The organism is Halobacterium sp. MBLA0001 (genome assembly GCF_049705385.1).
GTDB lineage: Archaea > Halobacteriota > Halobacteria > Halobacteriales > Halobacteriaceae > Halobacterium > Halobacterium salinarum.
Genome location: NZ_JBNAMQ010000007.1, coordinates 1,987,407 through 2,000,909, shown reverse-complemented (window position 1 = coordinate 2,000,909; position 13,503 = coordinate 1,987,407). Strand labels below are relative to the sequence as shown.

Below are 13,503 nucleotides of genomic sequence, written 5' to 3'. Positions count from 1 at the left end.
CGCCGCCGGTCACTCGCTCAGCGCCCGGAGTTCCGCCGCGATCGCGCGCCGCTTCAGCACACAGAACCCGGCGAAGACGATGCAAAACCCGGCGGTGGTTGTTGCGGTGATCGCCTCCCCACGCCACAGGAGCCCGACGACCGCCGCGAACACCGGCGCAACGTATCCGACGAGGTTGATCTCGATGGGGCCGAGGCTGTCCAGCAGCCGGAAGTAGATCAGGAACCCGACCGCGCTCGCGCCCACCGAGAGGTACGCGACGGCGAACACCGCCTCCGCGGTCCACGGGATCGTCTGTGGCTCGCCGGCCGCGATGCTGGCGACGTGCATCACGACAGCGCCGAACACCATCGCCCACGCCTCCAGCGCCTCGCTGTCGAGCGCGTCGTCGATCCGCTGGGTGAGCACGCTCCCGAGCGCGAACGACGCCGTCGCGGCGAACACGAGCCCCACGCCCTGCGACGTGGAGCTGATGAGGTTCGACGGGTCCGGGTTCGAGAGCACGACGACGCCGGCCAGCCCGAGACCGAGCCCGACCACGCCGCCGATCGACAGGCGTTCGCCGGGCAGGACCGCACGCGCGAACCCGGCCGTGAGCACCGGACTGAGGCTGACGACGATCGCCGCCACGGCGCTGCTGGTGGTCTGCTCGCCGACGAACAGGAACGCGTGGTAGGCCGCGATCATCAACACCGCGGCGATCCCCACGGTCGTCCAGTCGGCCCGCGACCGCGGCAGCCAGTCGTCGGCCACGAGGGCGGCGTACGCAACCATCACAACCCCGGCCACGTCGTACCGAACGGCCGCGAACAGGATGGGGTGGAAGCCGGCCGCCAGCCCAGCCTTGATCGCGACGAACGCCGACCCCCACAGCCCCGCAAGCACGAGAAACAAGCCCGCAGTCCGGTGGTTCGTCACGCCCGCATTCCGCGCCAGACCGGATTGATACTTTCGGAGGGCGTACGGTTTTGCCGACAGCAGCCGCGGGCACCGACATCGCCGGCAGATTTACACCACAGCGGCGGGTAGACCGTGCATGGCCATTGTGGGCCAACCGAACCTGCGAGAGCTCTTCGACGACGCGCCGACGCCACACATCGCGCACCCGCCACACACCCACCGGCGGGACTTCTACGTCGCCACCGACGGCTCGTACGCCAGCGACGGCGCCGGCCTGGGTGTGATCATCGAAACCCGCGACGGCAGCCGCGTCCTGCGGCGCTCCGTGCCCGACACCGCGCCGGACAACAACGTCGCCGAATACCGAGCGCTGCATCTCGGCCTCGACACGCTGGCCGCGCGCACCCCGCCGGACGCAAGTGTCGGCGTACTCGTCGACCACGACGCGCTCGCCGGCGACGTGAACTCGGCCGTGCTCGCGACGCAACGCCGCGACTACCAGCCGGTGCGTGCGTTCTCGGCCCCACGCGACGCCCGCCACCACTGGCGGGGCATTCGCGCCCGCGTCACCGGGTTCGCGGAGATACGCGCGGCACAAGTCGACAGCAGTCGAAACCCCGCGCACGCGCTGGCGAACGAGCCCAGCCAGTACGCCCACGTCAACGACGAACCGGACCGCTGCCTGCTGCCGGACGCGACCACGTCGACGGAGCCACAGATCCCGCCGCCGTCGCGGTCGGACCGCCCGGCAGGCGACTGACTGCCGGTCAGTCCTCGCGTTGCTGTGCGTCGGCCGCCGCGACGGCCGCGAGGTTCACGATGTCTTTGACCTCGTCGCCGCGCTGGAGCACGTGCACCGGCTTGTTCATCCCCACGAGCATCGGACCGATGGCGTCCGCGCCGCCCAACCGCTGCAGGAGCTTGTACCCGATGTTCCCGGCCTCCAGGTTCGGGAAAATCAGGACGTTCGCGGCGGTGTCCAGGTCGCTGAACTCGTACGACCCCTGGAGGATGTCCTCGACGACAGCGGTGTCGGCCTGCATCTCGCCGTCCACCGGGAAGTCGATGTCGTCGTCCTCGCGGAGCCGCTGTGCCGCCCGTCGGGGTTTTCGGGTGCCCTCGTTGTCCACGCTGCCGAAGTTCGAGTACGACAACACGGCCACCCGCGGGTCGACGTTGAACCGGCGCGCGAGGTCCGCGGTGTGCTGTGCGACCTCCGCGAGCACGTCCGCGTCGGGGTCCTGGTTGACCGTTGCGTCCGCGCAGAACACCACGCGGTTCTGGAACGTCAGCATGTACACCCCGGCGACGTAGTCGGTGTCCGGGGCGGTGCCCACGACCTGCAGGGGCGGCTTCAGCGCCGACGGGTAGTGGTGCGTGAGCCCCGTGAGGAAGGCGTCGGCGTCGCCCGCTTCGACCATCGTCGACCCGAGATAGTTGGGGTCCCTGGCGACCAGGGATTCGGCCTCGTTGCGCGTGATGCCCTTGCGCTTGCGGAGATCATAGAGCGTGTCGGCGTACGCGCTGTGGTCGCCCTCGTCGGGGTCGACGACGTCCGGGTCGAAATCCAGGCTGAGCGCGTCGACGGTGCCCTGGATGGTGTCCCGGTCGCCCAACAGCACGGGGTCGGCGATCCCCGCCTCGTGCATCTGGTGGGCGGCGCGGATCATCTTCTCGTCGCCGCCCTCGCCCAGCGCGATGCGCTGTCGTTCGCTTTTGGCCTTGTTGATGACGATGCGCATCATCTCCCGGCTCTTCCCGAGGCGGGCCTCCAGCTCCTCCCGGTAGTCCACGAGGTCCAACTCGGTGCGCGCGACGCCGGTCTCCATCGCCGCGTCCGCGACGGCGGGCGCGACCTCGAACAGCACGCGTGGGTCCAGTGGCTTCGGGATGATGTACTCCGAGCCGAACTGCAGCGGCTGGTCGCCGTAGGCTTTCACCACTTCGTCGGGCACGTCCTGCTTGGCGAGGTCCGCCAGCGCGGTCGCGGCGGCGACTTTCATCTCCTCGTTGATGTCGGTCGCGCGCACGTCGAGTGCCCCCCGGAAGATGAACGGGAACCCCAACACGTTGTTCACCTGGTTGGGGTAGTCCGAGCGCCCGGTGGCCATGATCACGGTGTCCTCGCGGGCGGCTTTCGCGGACTCGTAGTCGATCTCCGGGTCGGGGTTGGCCATCGCGAACACGATCGGGTCGTCGGCCATCGAGCGCACCATCGCCTGGTTCACGATGCCGCCCACGGACAGCCCGACGAAGACGTCCGCGCCCGCCATCGCGTCCGCGAGGTCGCCGCCGCTGTCGGCGGGCTGCGCGAACGCGGCCTTGAACTCGTTGACGTCGCGGTCCTCGGTGATGACTCCCGAGGAGTCACACATCGTGATGTGCTCGCGCTCGACGCCCAGGCTGACGTAGAACTTCGCCGTGGCGATGGCCGACGCGCCGGCCCCCGAGAAGACGACATCGAGGTCGCTGAGGTCCTTGCCCGCGATCTCCGCGGCGTTCAACAGCGCCGCCCCGGAGATGATGGCGGTGCCGTGTTGGTCGTCGTGGAACACGGGCACGTCCATGGCGTCGCCGAGTCGGCGCTCCACCTCGAAGCACTCCGGCGCTTTGATGTCTTCGAGGTTGATGCCGCCGAACGTGGGTTCCATCGCCGAGACGGTGGCAACCAGTTCGTCGGCGGTCGCCTGGTCCAACTCGATGTCGAACACGTCGATGTCCGCAAACCGCTTGAACAGCACGCCTTTCCCCTCCATGACGGGTTTTGCGGCTTGCGCGCCGATGTCGCCGAGCCCCAGGACCGCCGACCCGTTGGACACGACCCCGACCATGTTGCCCTTGGTGGTGTGAGTGAACGCCTTCGTGGGGTCGTCGGCGATGGCACGACACGGCGCGGCCACGCCCGGCGAGTACGCCAGCGAGAGGTCACGCTGGGTGTTCGTCGGCTTGGTGGTCGAGATCTCTACTTTGCCCGGTGGATCGCTGGCGTGGTAGTCCAGCGCGTCATCATCGAGTCCCATACGTGACCCAGCGCTGGCGTCCCGCAAAAACCTGTCCCAACGCGTCGTATTCGTCTTCGTCACCTGTCGAACTCGGGGCGGGGGCGACGAACCCGACACGCATACGTACGGCCGCCCAAAACCCTCCCATATGGCTCGTCGCTCCTACCAGCTCGCGGCCGTGACCGCCGTGCTCACGTTCGCACTCATTCTCCTCGGGGAGTTCACCGCTGTCTCGGGCTCCGGAGCCACGTGTGGCCTCCAATGGCCCGACTGTAGCGGCCAGTTCCTCCCGTTCGGCCTGCCAGTCAACGACTTCATCGAACAGTTCCACCGCTCGGTCGCGATGGTCGTCGGGTTCTTCATCCTGGGCACCGGCGCGGCCGCCTACCGGAACTTCGACGCCCGCGACATCAAGCTCGCGGGCGTCCTCGCGATCGTCCTGTTGCCCCTGCAAGTGATCCTGGGCGGCACGACGGTCACGTTCAGCGGGCTCGTGCCCGGCGGCTACCAGCCACTCACGCAAGCCGTCCACCACCTCGCCGCCATGGCCATCCTGGGCACCGTCACCTACACCGCGCTCCGCATGCGCGACGCCGCCGGGATCGGGCTCGGCCGCGTCAGAACGGCCGTGTTCGCGGCGCTCGCAGTGCTCCCGTTCGAGGTGGCGTTCTCCCGGGGCACCATCTTCACCGTGTACGGCTCCTGGATCCAGATCATCCACCACACCTTCGAGTTGGCGCTGTTCACGGCCGCGTTCACCGCGTTCGTCTGGTCGCTCCGGCGCAACGCCACCCGCAGCGCCGCCGCCACCGGCGGCGTCGCGCTCCTGTCGACCGCCCAGGTGCTGCTGGGCGTCGGGCTCTTCCCGTTCGGCCCCACGATCCAACTGGCGTACTACGCGCTCGCGGTCGTCATCGCTGCCCTCCTCGTCGCGACCGCGCGGATCCGCGCGCACACCCCGCCGACGGCAGCCACGGCCTAGAAGAACTCGTCGAGGCCGCGCTGGCTGTCGGCTTCGGTGTCTTCGTCGTCAGTAGTTTCGTCGGCGGCGCTGTCCTCGTCGGTGCTGTCCTCGCGGACCGCGCCCGCGAACGCCCCCTCCGAGTGGTCGACCGCCGCGTCCGTCCGGCGCTCCTCGGCGTCCGCCACGATCGACGCCACCTTGTTCGTCGTCTCCCCGGAGCCCGTGACGAACGCCACGTGCTCGGTGTCCAGTTCGTAGGCGGCCGTCATCGCCACCGTCAGCTCGCGGTTCTTGCAGTGGTGGGTGAGCACCCTGAGAAACGGGAGGACGTCGTTGCGCGCGGTCGCCATGCTGCAGCCGGCGGTCTCCGCGATGTGGCGCGCGACGTAATCACGCTTCTCCCGGGTCGCCCGCGAACTCCCGAGCTTCCGCCAGTAGCTCGGCGGCCCGTACCGCGTCCAGCCGCCGTGGTCGTGGCGGCGCGCCGCCGCCACGCCGGCGGCCACGTTGTCCGTGGCGTAGCGCCAGTACGCGTAGTTCTGGGTCGCCCGCACGCGCCCCAGCCAGACGTCGGCGTTCGAGAGGAACTCGTAGGCGTCCGCGAGCTCGCCGCCGCGGTAATCCTTGGGCACGTTGTCCGCCACCCAGCTCAGGAGGTCGTCGGGCGTCTCGTCGACATCGTAGGCCGCCTGCAGCGCCTCCCGGGCGCTGTGCGTCGCGATGACGTCGTCCAGGTAATCGAAGACCCCCTCGGTGCGGTCGCGTTCGCCCATCACCACGTCGTCGGCGGTGAGCGTGCGGTCCTGCTCGGCGAGCGCCTGCAGGTCGTTGACCGCCGACCGCAGGTCGCCCGCGTTCTGCTCGGCGATCGCCGCCAGCGCGTCCTCCTCGTAGGTCACGTCCTCCCGGCGGCAGACGTCGCGCAACACGGGCACGATCGACCGCTTCGAGACGTCCCGGAACTCGATCTCCCGGCAGGCGCTGCGCAGCGACGAACTCATCTCGTAGTATTCGTTGGCCACCAGGACGATGGGCTGTGGGGCGTCATCGACCAGCCGCGTGATCGCCGCGCTGCCGCCGCGGTCGATGTTCCCGTGGAGGTTGTCCGCCTCGTCCAACAACACGAGCTTCCGGCCGCCCGAGCCGCCGGTGAGCGTGCCCGATCTGGCGGCCTCCCCGGCGACGCGCTCGACCACGTCGGCCGTGCGCTGGTCGCTGGCGTTCAACTCCACGACGTCCCAGCCGGCGTCGTTCGCGAGCGCGTGGGCCGCCGACGTCTTCCCGATGCCGGGGCTGCCGTGAACCACCACCGCCTCGCGGTGGTCGGGCCACGTCTCCGCCCACTCCGCCAGCGCGTCCCGGGCCGTGTCGTTTCCCCGCACCTCCGACAGCGACGCCGGACGGTACTTCTCCGTCCAATCTACCATTGACACTCCGTACGCGGGAGTTCGGGTTAGGTGTTGCGGAGCACCGGCCGGCCACTACAGTTTTGCCCCACCGCTCGGTAGCTACGCATGGCATGACTGACACGACCGCCGTCCACCTGGAGCCCGACGACCGCGACGCGTTCCTCGCGCCCGGCGGCACCGGCGTGCTCTCGTTCGGACGCGAGAACGCCGGCCCACCGCACTCGCTTCCGGTTTCGTACGGCTACGACCCCGACACCGAGTCGTTTTTCTTCCGGCTGTCCTACGGCGACGACACCGACAAGCCGGACCCGGAAACGACGCCGCTTGAGGTGTCGTTCGTCGTCCACGACGAGGCCGACCACGGCTGGTGCAGCGTGGTGGCCCACGGCCGCCTCCAGCCGACGGACGCCGACGCCATCTCGACCACGGCGCTTTCCGCGCTCCGGCGCGTCGACATCCCGCTTTTGGACACCTTCGATCGGCCGCTGGTCGAAACCGAGTTCCTGTTCTTCCGGCTGCACCCCGACGCCATCACCGCACGCGCCGACGCCCCACCCACCACGTAGCCCGCCGTCCCCAGAAGTGACTTGCCGGCAGGGACACCACGGGCTGGTATGCAGTCAGTTGAAACCGCGCCGACGACACGCCCCGCCACGCTCCCAGCCGCCATCGGCGGCATCACCGCCTACGTGGTGGGGTACGCTGTCACGTACCTCTGGCAGTCCGACGCCGTCGGGGCCGCCCTCCAGTCGTACAACGCCGTTCTCGCCCTGCTCGGCGGCGACCCCATTCCCACCTGGACGGCCGTCGGGTGGCTGTTCTACAACGCCCACGCCGTCGCGTTCTCCACACCCGCGGTCGGCGGCAGCCGGCTCTCCCGGAACCTCATCATCGACGGAAACGCGCCCCTGGTGTTGCTCCTCGTTCCCGCGGGCCTGCTGGTCGTCGCGGGCTTCATCGCCGGCCGACACGACGGCACCCCGCGTGCGGACCGTGGGTTGCGCGTCGGCGTGCGGGTCACCGCCGGCTACGCCGTCGCCGCGGTGCTCGGGGTCGCCGTGTTCCGGTTCACCGCCGGCACGGCCACCGTTCACGTCGAGTACGCGCTGGGCGTGCTCGTTGCCGGCATCGGCTACCCCGCGGTGTTCGGTGCGGCCGGTGGCGCGCTCGCGGCCGTCACGCGCTAGCAGTCCCGGGCGACCAACTCCCCCCAGTGCTCGAAGCCGTGGCGCTCGTAGAACGCCGCCGCGCGCTCGTTTTCGCCGTCCACGTCCAACACGAGCCGGTCCAGGGGCAGCGACTGGCCGGCAACCACCTCGCGGGCCGCCGCCAGCAACTCGTCGGCCACCCCACGTCCCCGGTGCGCGTCGCGGACGAAAATCTCGTTGAGAACCGCGGCGTCCCAGATGAACGCCAACGACTCGGGCAGAACGAACACGTACCCGACCAGCCCGTCCTCGGACTCGGCGACCTGCACGCACGCCGGGGACTCCGCGACGCAGTCGGCCACCCAGTCCAGCCACCGCGCCCGGTAGTCCGCGGTGAGCTTGTCGGCGTACTGCTTGGCTTTCGATTCGTCCCCGGTGCCGGCACCCAGGCCGCGCTCGAACGCCCGTTTGAACTCCCAGAGGTCGGCTTCGTCCGCCGGCGTGTACGGTCTCACGTCCACCATGCCCGCGCCTTCCAGCCGCCGCGGGTTAGCGGTTGCTGTCCGCGCTGGGGTCGTCTTGGATGGTTTTTTCCCGGGCGTCAGCCAAACCGAGGGCATGGATACCGACGACGACCCACGGGAGGGGCTTGCCGTGCGCATCTCCGGGGAGGTCACGCTCAGCGACGACCCCGGGGCCACGCTCCGGAAGTGGCGCACCGACTTCGACGTCTCCCAGACCGCGCTCGCGGACGAACTCGACGTGTCCTCGTCGGTCATCTCGGACTACGAGAGCGGCCGCCGAGAGAGCCCCGGGATCGCGCTCGTCAGCCGCCTGGTGAACGCGCTGCTCGACATCGACGAGCGCCGCGGCGGCACCCACATCGGGCAGTTCGCGCGCGTGCTCTCGGCGGGCTTCGACAGCGACGTGGTGCTCGACCTCCGCGAATACCCGGCCGCCGTCGAACTGGATGCCCTCTACGACGCCGTCGACGCCACCGAAGTCGTTCCCGGGGACCGGGACACGGTCTCCGGGCACACCGTCATCGACTCGATCAAAGCCATCCAGCGCCTCTCCGGCGACGGCTTCTACCGGCTCTACGGCCAGTCGACCAGCCGCGTGCTCGGGTTCACGAACGTCTCCCGCGGGGAGAGCCCGCTGGTCGCGATGCGGGTCGTGGACCCGACGCCCAGCGCCGTCCTGCTCCACGGGCTGTCCCCCGACGACCTCTGGGAGCACGCGCCGGCGCTCGCCAAGCGCGACGGCTTCTCGCTGGCCGTCACCGAGATGCCGGTCGAGGACATGCTCGCGTCGCTTCGCCAACACGCCTAGGGAGCTACAAAAACCCAGTTCCGCGAGCGCTTATACGTCCCCCGCCGTACGTGCGGGATACGATGACTGTCGACACACACGTCGTCGCGATCTGTGGAAGCCTCAGCGACGACTCCGGCACGCGAACCGCGCTGCGAACCGTCCTCGACGGTGCCACCGCCGTGACCGACACGGAAGTCACGACCGACCTGATCGACCTCCGGGAGCTGTCGCTGCCGCCGCGTGACGGCGACGACCGCGACGCCGGCGACGCGCCCGCGCTCCGCGCCCGTGTCGCCGACGCCGACGCGCTCGTGCTCGGCACCCCGATGTACCACGGCAGCTACAGCGCCCCGCTGAAGAACGCCCTGGACTACTGCGGCCGCGACGAACTCGGCGGGACGACCGTGGGGCTGGTGTGCGTCGCCGGCGGCGGGTTCCCACGGCAGGCGCTGAGCCACCTCCGCGGGGTGTGTGATGCCCTCGACGCGTGGACGCTGCCCCACCAGGTCGGCGTCCCGAACGCCGCCACGACGATCGGCGACGGCGAGATCAGCGACGACGACATCGCGGCCCGCGCCCGCACGCTCGGCGAGCAGGCGGTCGCCTACGCCAACGTCGAGTCGTTCCCCGAGCTGACCGCCGCCGGGGCGTCGCCGTCGCAGTAGCTCACTCGACGTACGTGTACTTGCGCTCGTTCATCGGCCCCCAGCCGTCGAAGACGAACTCGGCGTCGGGCTGCGTGAACGGCTCAAGCTCCACGCTTTTCTCGTGGTTGTGGCGGTCGTGGACCTGCTCGTATTCGTCGAAGCTGATGTCGTAGCGCTGCTCGATCTGCTCGTCGATCGTCGACGCCGCGACGGCCTCGGTGAAGCCGTCCTGGACGGTCTCGCTGTGGATCTCGGCTTGTGCGCCGGAGCCATACGACGCCACCAGGAGGCGCTTGCCCGCGAGGTCGATGCCGTTCTCGGCGGCGTGTTTGAGCGCGCTGAACCGCGCGAGATGCACGGAGCCGGTGTACCAGTTTCCGACCTGGCTGGAGATCGACAGCGTCGGCTGGATGGCCGCGTCGTACCACTCGCGGTAGGCGTCGGTGTCAGTGAGCCCGTCGACGTACTCGCTGATCGCGTCCTCGAAGGCGTCGTCGGAGTCGAAGCGCTCGCGGCGGGGCTGGCGGCCGATGTCGGCGGCGAGTTCCTCCTCGATGTCGGTGCCACGGATCATGTGGCGGTAGCCCAGGACGGCGGCCTTCCGCACCATCCCCGGGAACGGCGTGTGGAACGGGATGAACGCGTAGTCGTCGGGGTGTGACGCGCCCGTCGCGCGTTCGAAATCCTGGAGCGCTTCGCGCATCCGCGCGAGGTAGACCTGCATCGAGCGCTTGCCGTCGACGCTCGGGAACTGCTGGTTGGGCTTCAGGAAGTCGGTTTCGTCGGCGGAGCCGTAGCCCTGCTCGGTCGACAGCTCCACGATGTCGGGGTCCTCGGTGATCCACATCGCGACCGCGCCCGCGCCCTGCGTGGCTTCGCCCGAGGAGTCCCGGGCGTACAGCGCGGTGTCGGTGGCGATGACGAGCGCGCCCCGGCCGCGGTTGCGCCCGGCGAGGATCCAGTTCACGGCGTCGTCGAGGCTCTGGGTGCCAGCGATGCACGCGAACTTGCGCTCGCCCTTGTTGGCGTGATGGAAGTCGCCGTCGTACACCTGTTCGAGGCAGCCCGCGATGTACGTCGACACCGGCTTGGAGTTGTCGAACGCGGACTCCGTGGCCACGTCGATGCGGCCGACGTCGGCGGGTCCGAGGCCCTTGCGCTCCAGCAGTCGGTGCGCGGCGTTCGCGCCCATGGTCACGATGTCCTCGTAGGCGTCCGGGAACGACGACGCGTGCAGCCCCAGGCCCTTCGTGTATTTCTCGGGATCGTCGCCCATCTCGGGGGCGAACGTCTCCGCGAGGTCGAGTTTCAGCTTCCCCGTGTGGATCTCGATGGCGTCGATGCCGACGCTTGTCATGAGCGGGCGTACTCGAGAATACCTTATGGGTTTGTCGATGGCTTGTTCGACGATAGTCGAACCCTGGTGTCAGAGCACGAGGACCGTATCACTCGCCGTGTTCCCGTCTGTGTCCGTCACTGTCACTGTGACTGTCTGTGAGCCAAAGGTCCGGACGGTGAACGTCCCAGTGTCGGTTTCTCCGGACACCGATACGGGCTCACTGCGGGTCGGTCCGAGAAACGGGTCCACGGTCACGGTCACCGTCGACAAGTCCCCGTCCCCGTTCGCGTTCGCGGCATACGACACGTCAATCTTCCGGAACCCACTGTCAGTCACTTCAGTGATCGCCACCTCGGGGAAGTTCCGCCCCGACGACCCACTGCTCCCGCCCGCCGTCACCGCGAACTCCCTGCTTCCGCTCGTCGAGCCGCGCCGGTAGCTCACCAGCACGCGAACGTCTTCATCAGTGATGTCGACGGCGTTGCGGTTGCGGTCGTCGTTGTTGTTGTTCAATCGGTAGAACTCCCCGATTTCGACGGTCGCCTCCTCCCCTGGTGACACGTCGACTGGGCCCCCGACGACCGTGCTCGAACGCCGACCCTGGCCTGGTTTGGTTCGCTCCGTACGCGTTCGCTCCGTCGACAGCGTCATACCTCGCGGTCCCAGGTACGCGTACTGCTCGCCTCTCGTCGGTACATCGACAAACGTCTGATTCCCGTCCTCGGCCTCGACGTACAGCTCACTCGCCCGCCGGCCCTCTGATCGGACATCGTCGGAGAGCAAGTCGATCGACCCGTCCTCGGGCAGCACGGACACGTCGGTGATCGTCACCGCGTCGCTGAACTCGTTTCGCACCGTGAAATTGAATCCACCGGTCACCCCGTCGTCGTTCATATCAAAGACGGTCGACCCGCCGACGCGAACCAGATCCCCCCCGCCGTCGCCGGAGACGATCGTCTCCTGGTCGACGGTCACGTTCACGAACCGCTCGGCGGTCGTCCCCGAGGCGTTCACCAGCTCGAAGCTGACCCGCTCGCCGCCTCCCGTCACCGGTCGGCCGTCGTCCCGCAACGCAAACGTCGCGCGCCCGTCCTCGCCGGTCGTCTGCACGGCCTTGGTCACCCGCTCGGACCGACTCACCACCGACGCCCCCGCGACCGGGTTGTTGAACGCGTCCCGCGCGGCCACGGTGACCTGGTCGCTGTCGTTGCCCACCAGGGTCAAATACCGCGGCCCCGGACTGGGCGGCGTCTCGCCAACCCCGACGCGCGCGGTCTGCAGCGTGTACGGCCCGCCGGTTTCGAGCGTGATGTTCACCCGGTTCGGCCCGGCGTCCACAACCGACACGCCGTCACGCCCCCCGAGCCCGGTCTGGGACCGCAGCGTCGCCGCTGACACCGTCGTTGGCACCGATACCGTCACCGGCTGGGCAGCGTCTTTCGGCTCCACCTGCACGCGCTTGTGGGGCGCGCTCACGGCCGCCGGGCTGACAGCCACCGCCCCGGCCTGCGCGGTGTCCAACGACCCAGCCACCGACACCAGCGTGATCGTGTCCCCGCGAACCAACACCTGATCGGTCTGCAACACCGACGACCCCTCGTCGGCGTAGTAATCAGCAAGCAGCGTCGCCGTGTACCGCGTCGTCGGTGCCGTCTGGAACTCGTTGTACCCCGGCGTGTACGAGATGTACTTGGTCGTCGCGGTCCACGTTCCGTTCAGGTAATCCCGGGTTTCGGCGTTCGTCGCCGCGACGTTCGACACGCGGATGGTGCCGTCGGCGTACGTCTCGGTCGCCAGCCGCCCCGCCGGCGACGGCGGGTTGATGCTGAACACGCGGGACGGATACGTCGTCCCCAGCGTGACCGACACCGGGCGCGCGTCGCCAGCGGACGCGGTCCCCAACACGGAGTTCCGCAACTGCACGAGGTCGTCCTGGACCTGCTGGCTGTGTTTGTACTCCACGTCCGCGTTCTGCGCTGGGACGACCGTCGCCTGATAGACCGCAAGCGCGATAATGATGGTGGCGAACAGCAACACAGCCCCCACTTGCACCGTCACCCCACGCGTGTCGTCCCTGAATCGCACTGTTCGACGACATCGGACAGCGACGGATATAAACGCGGCGGCTACTCGCTCACTCCCCGCTCTCCTCGTCCTCGATGACTTCGGGGTCCGAGAGCGCGCTCTGCAGGCTGTCGAGGCCGTTCACCCACTCGGTGACCAGCCCGTACTCGACCTCCTCCAGCACCGCCATGTCGAGTTCGTCACCGTCGATGACGCGCGTCCCGCCGGCGGCCACCAGTCCGAGCGCGCGGTCGAGGTCCTCCTCGGCTTCCGCCTCGACGGCCGCCCGCACGTACTCCATGACCGGCGCGTCGTCGGCGACACCGTCCGCGACGTACTGCTCGGCGCTGTAGAACACCGCGACCAGACTCGTCTGGACGCCATCGACCAACATCAGCTTGTCCTCGTCGTCGAACGCGGGCTCCGCGAGCACGACGTCCCGGATGTCCGCGAGCTCGTCCACCGCTTCGGACTCGCCGACGGCCTCGCTGTCGTACGCGTTCAGGATCTTCGCGGCGGCGATCGCCACGTCGTCCTGGAGGTTCAACAACAGCCGCGCGGAATCCTCGTCTTCGGGATCCAGCTCCTCCTCGCGGAGCCGATCCAGCCAGTTCTGCCAGCGTTCTTCGGAGTAGAACTCCTCTTCGGGGGCACTCATACCCGAACGGGTGGCCGCGCGAGACAAAGGCCTTTCCTTCACCGCGCAGCCAGCGTGT

At 68.9% G+C, this 13,503-nt stretch carries 13 protein-coding genes; 6 read left to right on the top strand and 7 right to left on the bottom strand.

Annotated features, from left to right (window positions below; all coding sequences use genetic code 11):
* Positions 1 to 9 precede the first annotated feature (9 nt).
* On the bottom strand, positions 10 to 918 hold the full coding sequence (locus ACOZ32_RS11770) for a DMT family transporter (RefSeq protein WP_205250890.1): 909 nt from the start codon (positions 916 to 918) through the stop codon (positions 10 to 12).
* 118 nt (positions 919 to 1,036) lie between these two features.
* On the opposite strand from ACOZ32_RS11770, the gene ACOZ32_RS11765 reads away from it, so the two are divergent.
* Positions 1,037 to 1,660 (top strand): hypothetical protein, encoded by a 624-nt coding sequence (locus ACOZ32_RS11765; protein ID WP_010903184.1) that lies wholly within the window; start codon positions 1,037 to 1,039, stop codon positions 1,658 to 1,660.
* 7 nt (positions 1,661 to 1,667) lie between these two features.
* Here the strand turns inward: ACOZ32_RS11765 and ACOZ32_RS11760 are convergent, their stop codons facing one another.
* The gene (locus tag ACOZ32_RS11760; RefSeq protein WP_424335239.1) at positions 1,668 to 3,920 is read right to left on the bottom strand and encodes an NADP-dependent malic enzyme; all 2,253 of its coding nucleotides are present in this window, start codon (positions 3,918 to 3,920) and stop codon (positions 1,668 to 1,670) included.
* A gap of 130 nt (positions 3,921 to 4,050) precedes the next feature.
* Here ACOZ32_RS11760 and ACOZ32_RS11755 point away from each other — a divergent pair, with 130 nt between their 5' ends.
* Entirely contained in the window at positions 4,051 to 4,884 is an 834-nt protein-coding gene (locus ACOZ32_RS11755; RefSeq protein WP_424335238.1) for a COX15/CtaA family protein, read from the top strand.
* On the opposite strand, the gene ACOZ32_RS11750 is transcribed toward ACOZ32_RS11755, so the two are convergent.
* Positions 4,881 to 6,293, bottom strand: coding sequence for a replication factor C large subunit (locus tag ACOZ32_RS11750; protein WP_205250887.1), 1,413 nt, complete (start codon positions 6,291 to 6,293; stop codon positions 4,881 to 4,883). The two genes, ACOZ32_RS11755 and ACOZ32_RS11750, sit on opposite strands and share 4 nt — an antisense overlap.
* Positions 6,294 to 6,385: 92 nt before the next feature.
* Here ACOZ32_RS11750 and ACOZ32_RS11745 point away from each other — a divergent pair, with 92 nt between their 5' ends.
* On the top strand, positions 6,386 to 6,841 hold the full coding sequence (locus tag ACOZ32_RS11745) for a pyridoxamine 5'-phosphate oxidase family protein (protein ID WP_205250886.1): 456 nt from the start codon (positions 6,386 to 6,388) through the stop codon (positions 6,839 to 6,841).
* Positions 6,842 to 6,889: 48 nt separating this feature from the next.
* The gene (locus tag ACOZ32_RS11740; protein WP_205250885.1) at positions 6,890 to 7,462 is read left to right on the top strand and encodes a transporter; all 573 of its coding nucleotides are present in this window, start codon (positions 6,890 to 6,892) and stop codon (positions 7,460 to 7,462) included.
* On the opposite strand, the gene ACOZ32_RS11735 is transcribed toward ACOZ32_RS11740, so the two are convergent.
* The gene (locus tag ACOZ32_RS11735; protein ID WP_205250884.1) at positions 7,459 to 7,947 is read right to left on the bottom strand and encodes a GNAT family N-acetyltransferase; all 489 of its coding nucleotides are present in this window, start codon (positions 7,945 to 7,947) and stop codon (positions 7,459 to 7,461) included. The genes ACOZ32_RS11740 and ACOZ32_RS11735 overlap by 4 nt on opposite strands.
* A gap of 94 nt (positions 7,948 to 8,041) precedes the next feature.
* Between ACOZ32_RS11735 and ACOZ32_RS11730 the strand changes: the two genes are divergently transcribed.
* Both ACOZ32_RS11730 and ACOZ32_RS11725 read left to right on the top strand, forming a co-directional pair.
* The gene (locus ACOZ32_RS11730; RefSeq protein WP_012289362.1) at positions 8,042 to 8,755 is read left to right on the top strand and encodes a helix-turn-helix domain-containing protein; all 714 of its coding nucleotides are present in this window, start codon (positions 8,042 to 8,044) and stop codon (positions 8,753 to 8,755) included.
* A 62-nt stretch (positions 8,756 to 8,817) separates the two neighbouring features.
* On the top strand, positions 8,818 to 9,402 hold the full coding sequence (locus ACOZ32_RS11725; RefSeq protein ID WP_205250883.1) for an NADPH-dependent FMN reductase: 585 nt from the start codon (positions 8,818 to 8,820) through the stop codon (positions 9,400 to 9,402).
* 1 nt (position 9,403) lies between these two features.
* Here ACOZ32_RS11725 and hmgB read toward each other — a convergent pair whose 3' ends face one another.
* The 3 genes from hmgB to ACOZ32_RS11710 form a co-directional block, all read right to left on the bottom strand.
* Entirely contained in the window at positions 9,404 to 10,741 is a 1,338-nt protein-coding gene (gene hmgB, locus ACOZ32_RS11720; protein WP_205250882.1) for a hydroxymethylglutaryl-CoA synthase, read from the bottom strand.
* 69 nt (positions 10,742 to 10,810) lie between these two features.
* On the bottom strand, positions 10,811 to 12,808 hold the full coding sequence (locus ACOZ32_RS11715; RefSeq protein WP_205250881.1) for an Ig-like domain-containing protein: 1,998 nt from the start codon (positions 12,806 to 12,808) through the stop codon (positions 10,811 to 10,813).
* Positions 12,809 to 12,857: 49 nt separating this feature from the next.
* Positions 12,858 to 13,445: a DUF2150 family protein gene (locus tag ACOZ32_RS11710; RefSeq protein WP_205250880.1), complete on the bottom strand. Its 588-nt coding sequence runs from the start codon at positions 13,443 to 13,445 to the stop codon at positions 12,858 to 12,860.
* Between the last annotated feature and the right edge of the window lie 58 nt (positions 13,446 to 13,503).

Bases quoted from the DNA above. Each gene is read 5' to 3' on its own strand.
- ACOZ32_RS11710 (WP_205250880.1), bottom strand. From the start codon at position 13,445: ATGAGTGCCCCCGAAGAGGAGTTCTACTCCGAAGAACGCTGGCAGAAC.
- ACOZ32_RS11725 (WP_205250883.1), top strand. From the start codon at position 8,818: ATGACTGTCGACACACACGTCGTCGCGATCTGTGGAAGCCTCAGCGAC.
- ACOZ32_RS11730 (WP_012289362.1), top strand. From the start codon at position 8,042: ATGGATACCGACGACGACCCACGGGAGGGGCTTGCCGTGCGCATCTCC.
- ACOZ32_RS11735 (WP_205250884.1), bottom strand. From the start codon at position 7,947: ATGGTGGACGTGAGACCGTACACGCCGGCGGACGAAGCCGACCTCTGG.
- ACOZ32_RS11740 (WP_205250885.1), top strand. From the start codon at position 6,890: ATGCAGTCAGTTGAAACCGCGCCGACGACACGCCCCGCCACGCTCCCA.
- ACOZ32_RS11750 (WP_205250887.1), bottom strand. From the start codon at position 6,293: ATGGTAGATTGGACGGAGAAGTACCGTCCGGCGTCGCTGTCGGAGGTG.
- ACOZ32_RS11765 (WP_010903184.1), top strand. From the start codon at position 1,037: ATGGCCATTGTGGGCCAACCGAACCTGCGAGAGCTCTTCGACGACGCG.
- ACOZ32_RS11755 (WP_424335238.1), top strand. From the start codon at position 4,051: ATGGCTCGTCGCTCCTACCAGCTCGCGGCCGTGACCGCCGTGCTCACG.
- ACOZ32_RS11760 (WP_424335239.1), bottom strand. From the start codon at position 3,920: ATGGGACTCGATGATGACGCGCTGGACTACCACGCCAGCGATCCACCG.
- ACOZ32_RS11745 (WP_205250886.1), top strand. From the start codon at position 6,386: ATGACTGACACGACCGCCGTCCACCTGGAGCCCGACGACCGCGACGCG.
- hmgB (WP_205250882.1), bottom strand. From the start codon at position 10,741: ATGACAAGCGTCGGCATCGACGCCATCGAGATCCACACGGGGAAGCTG.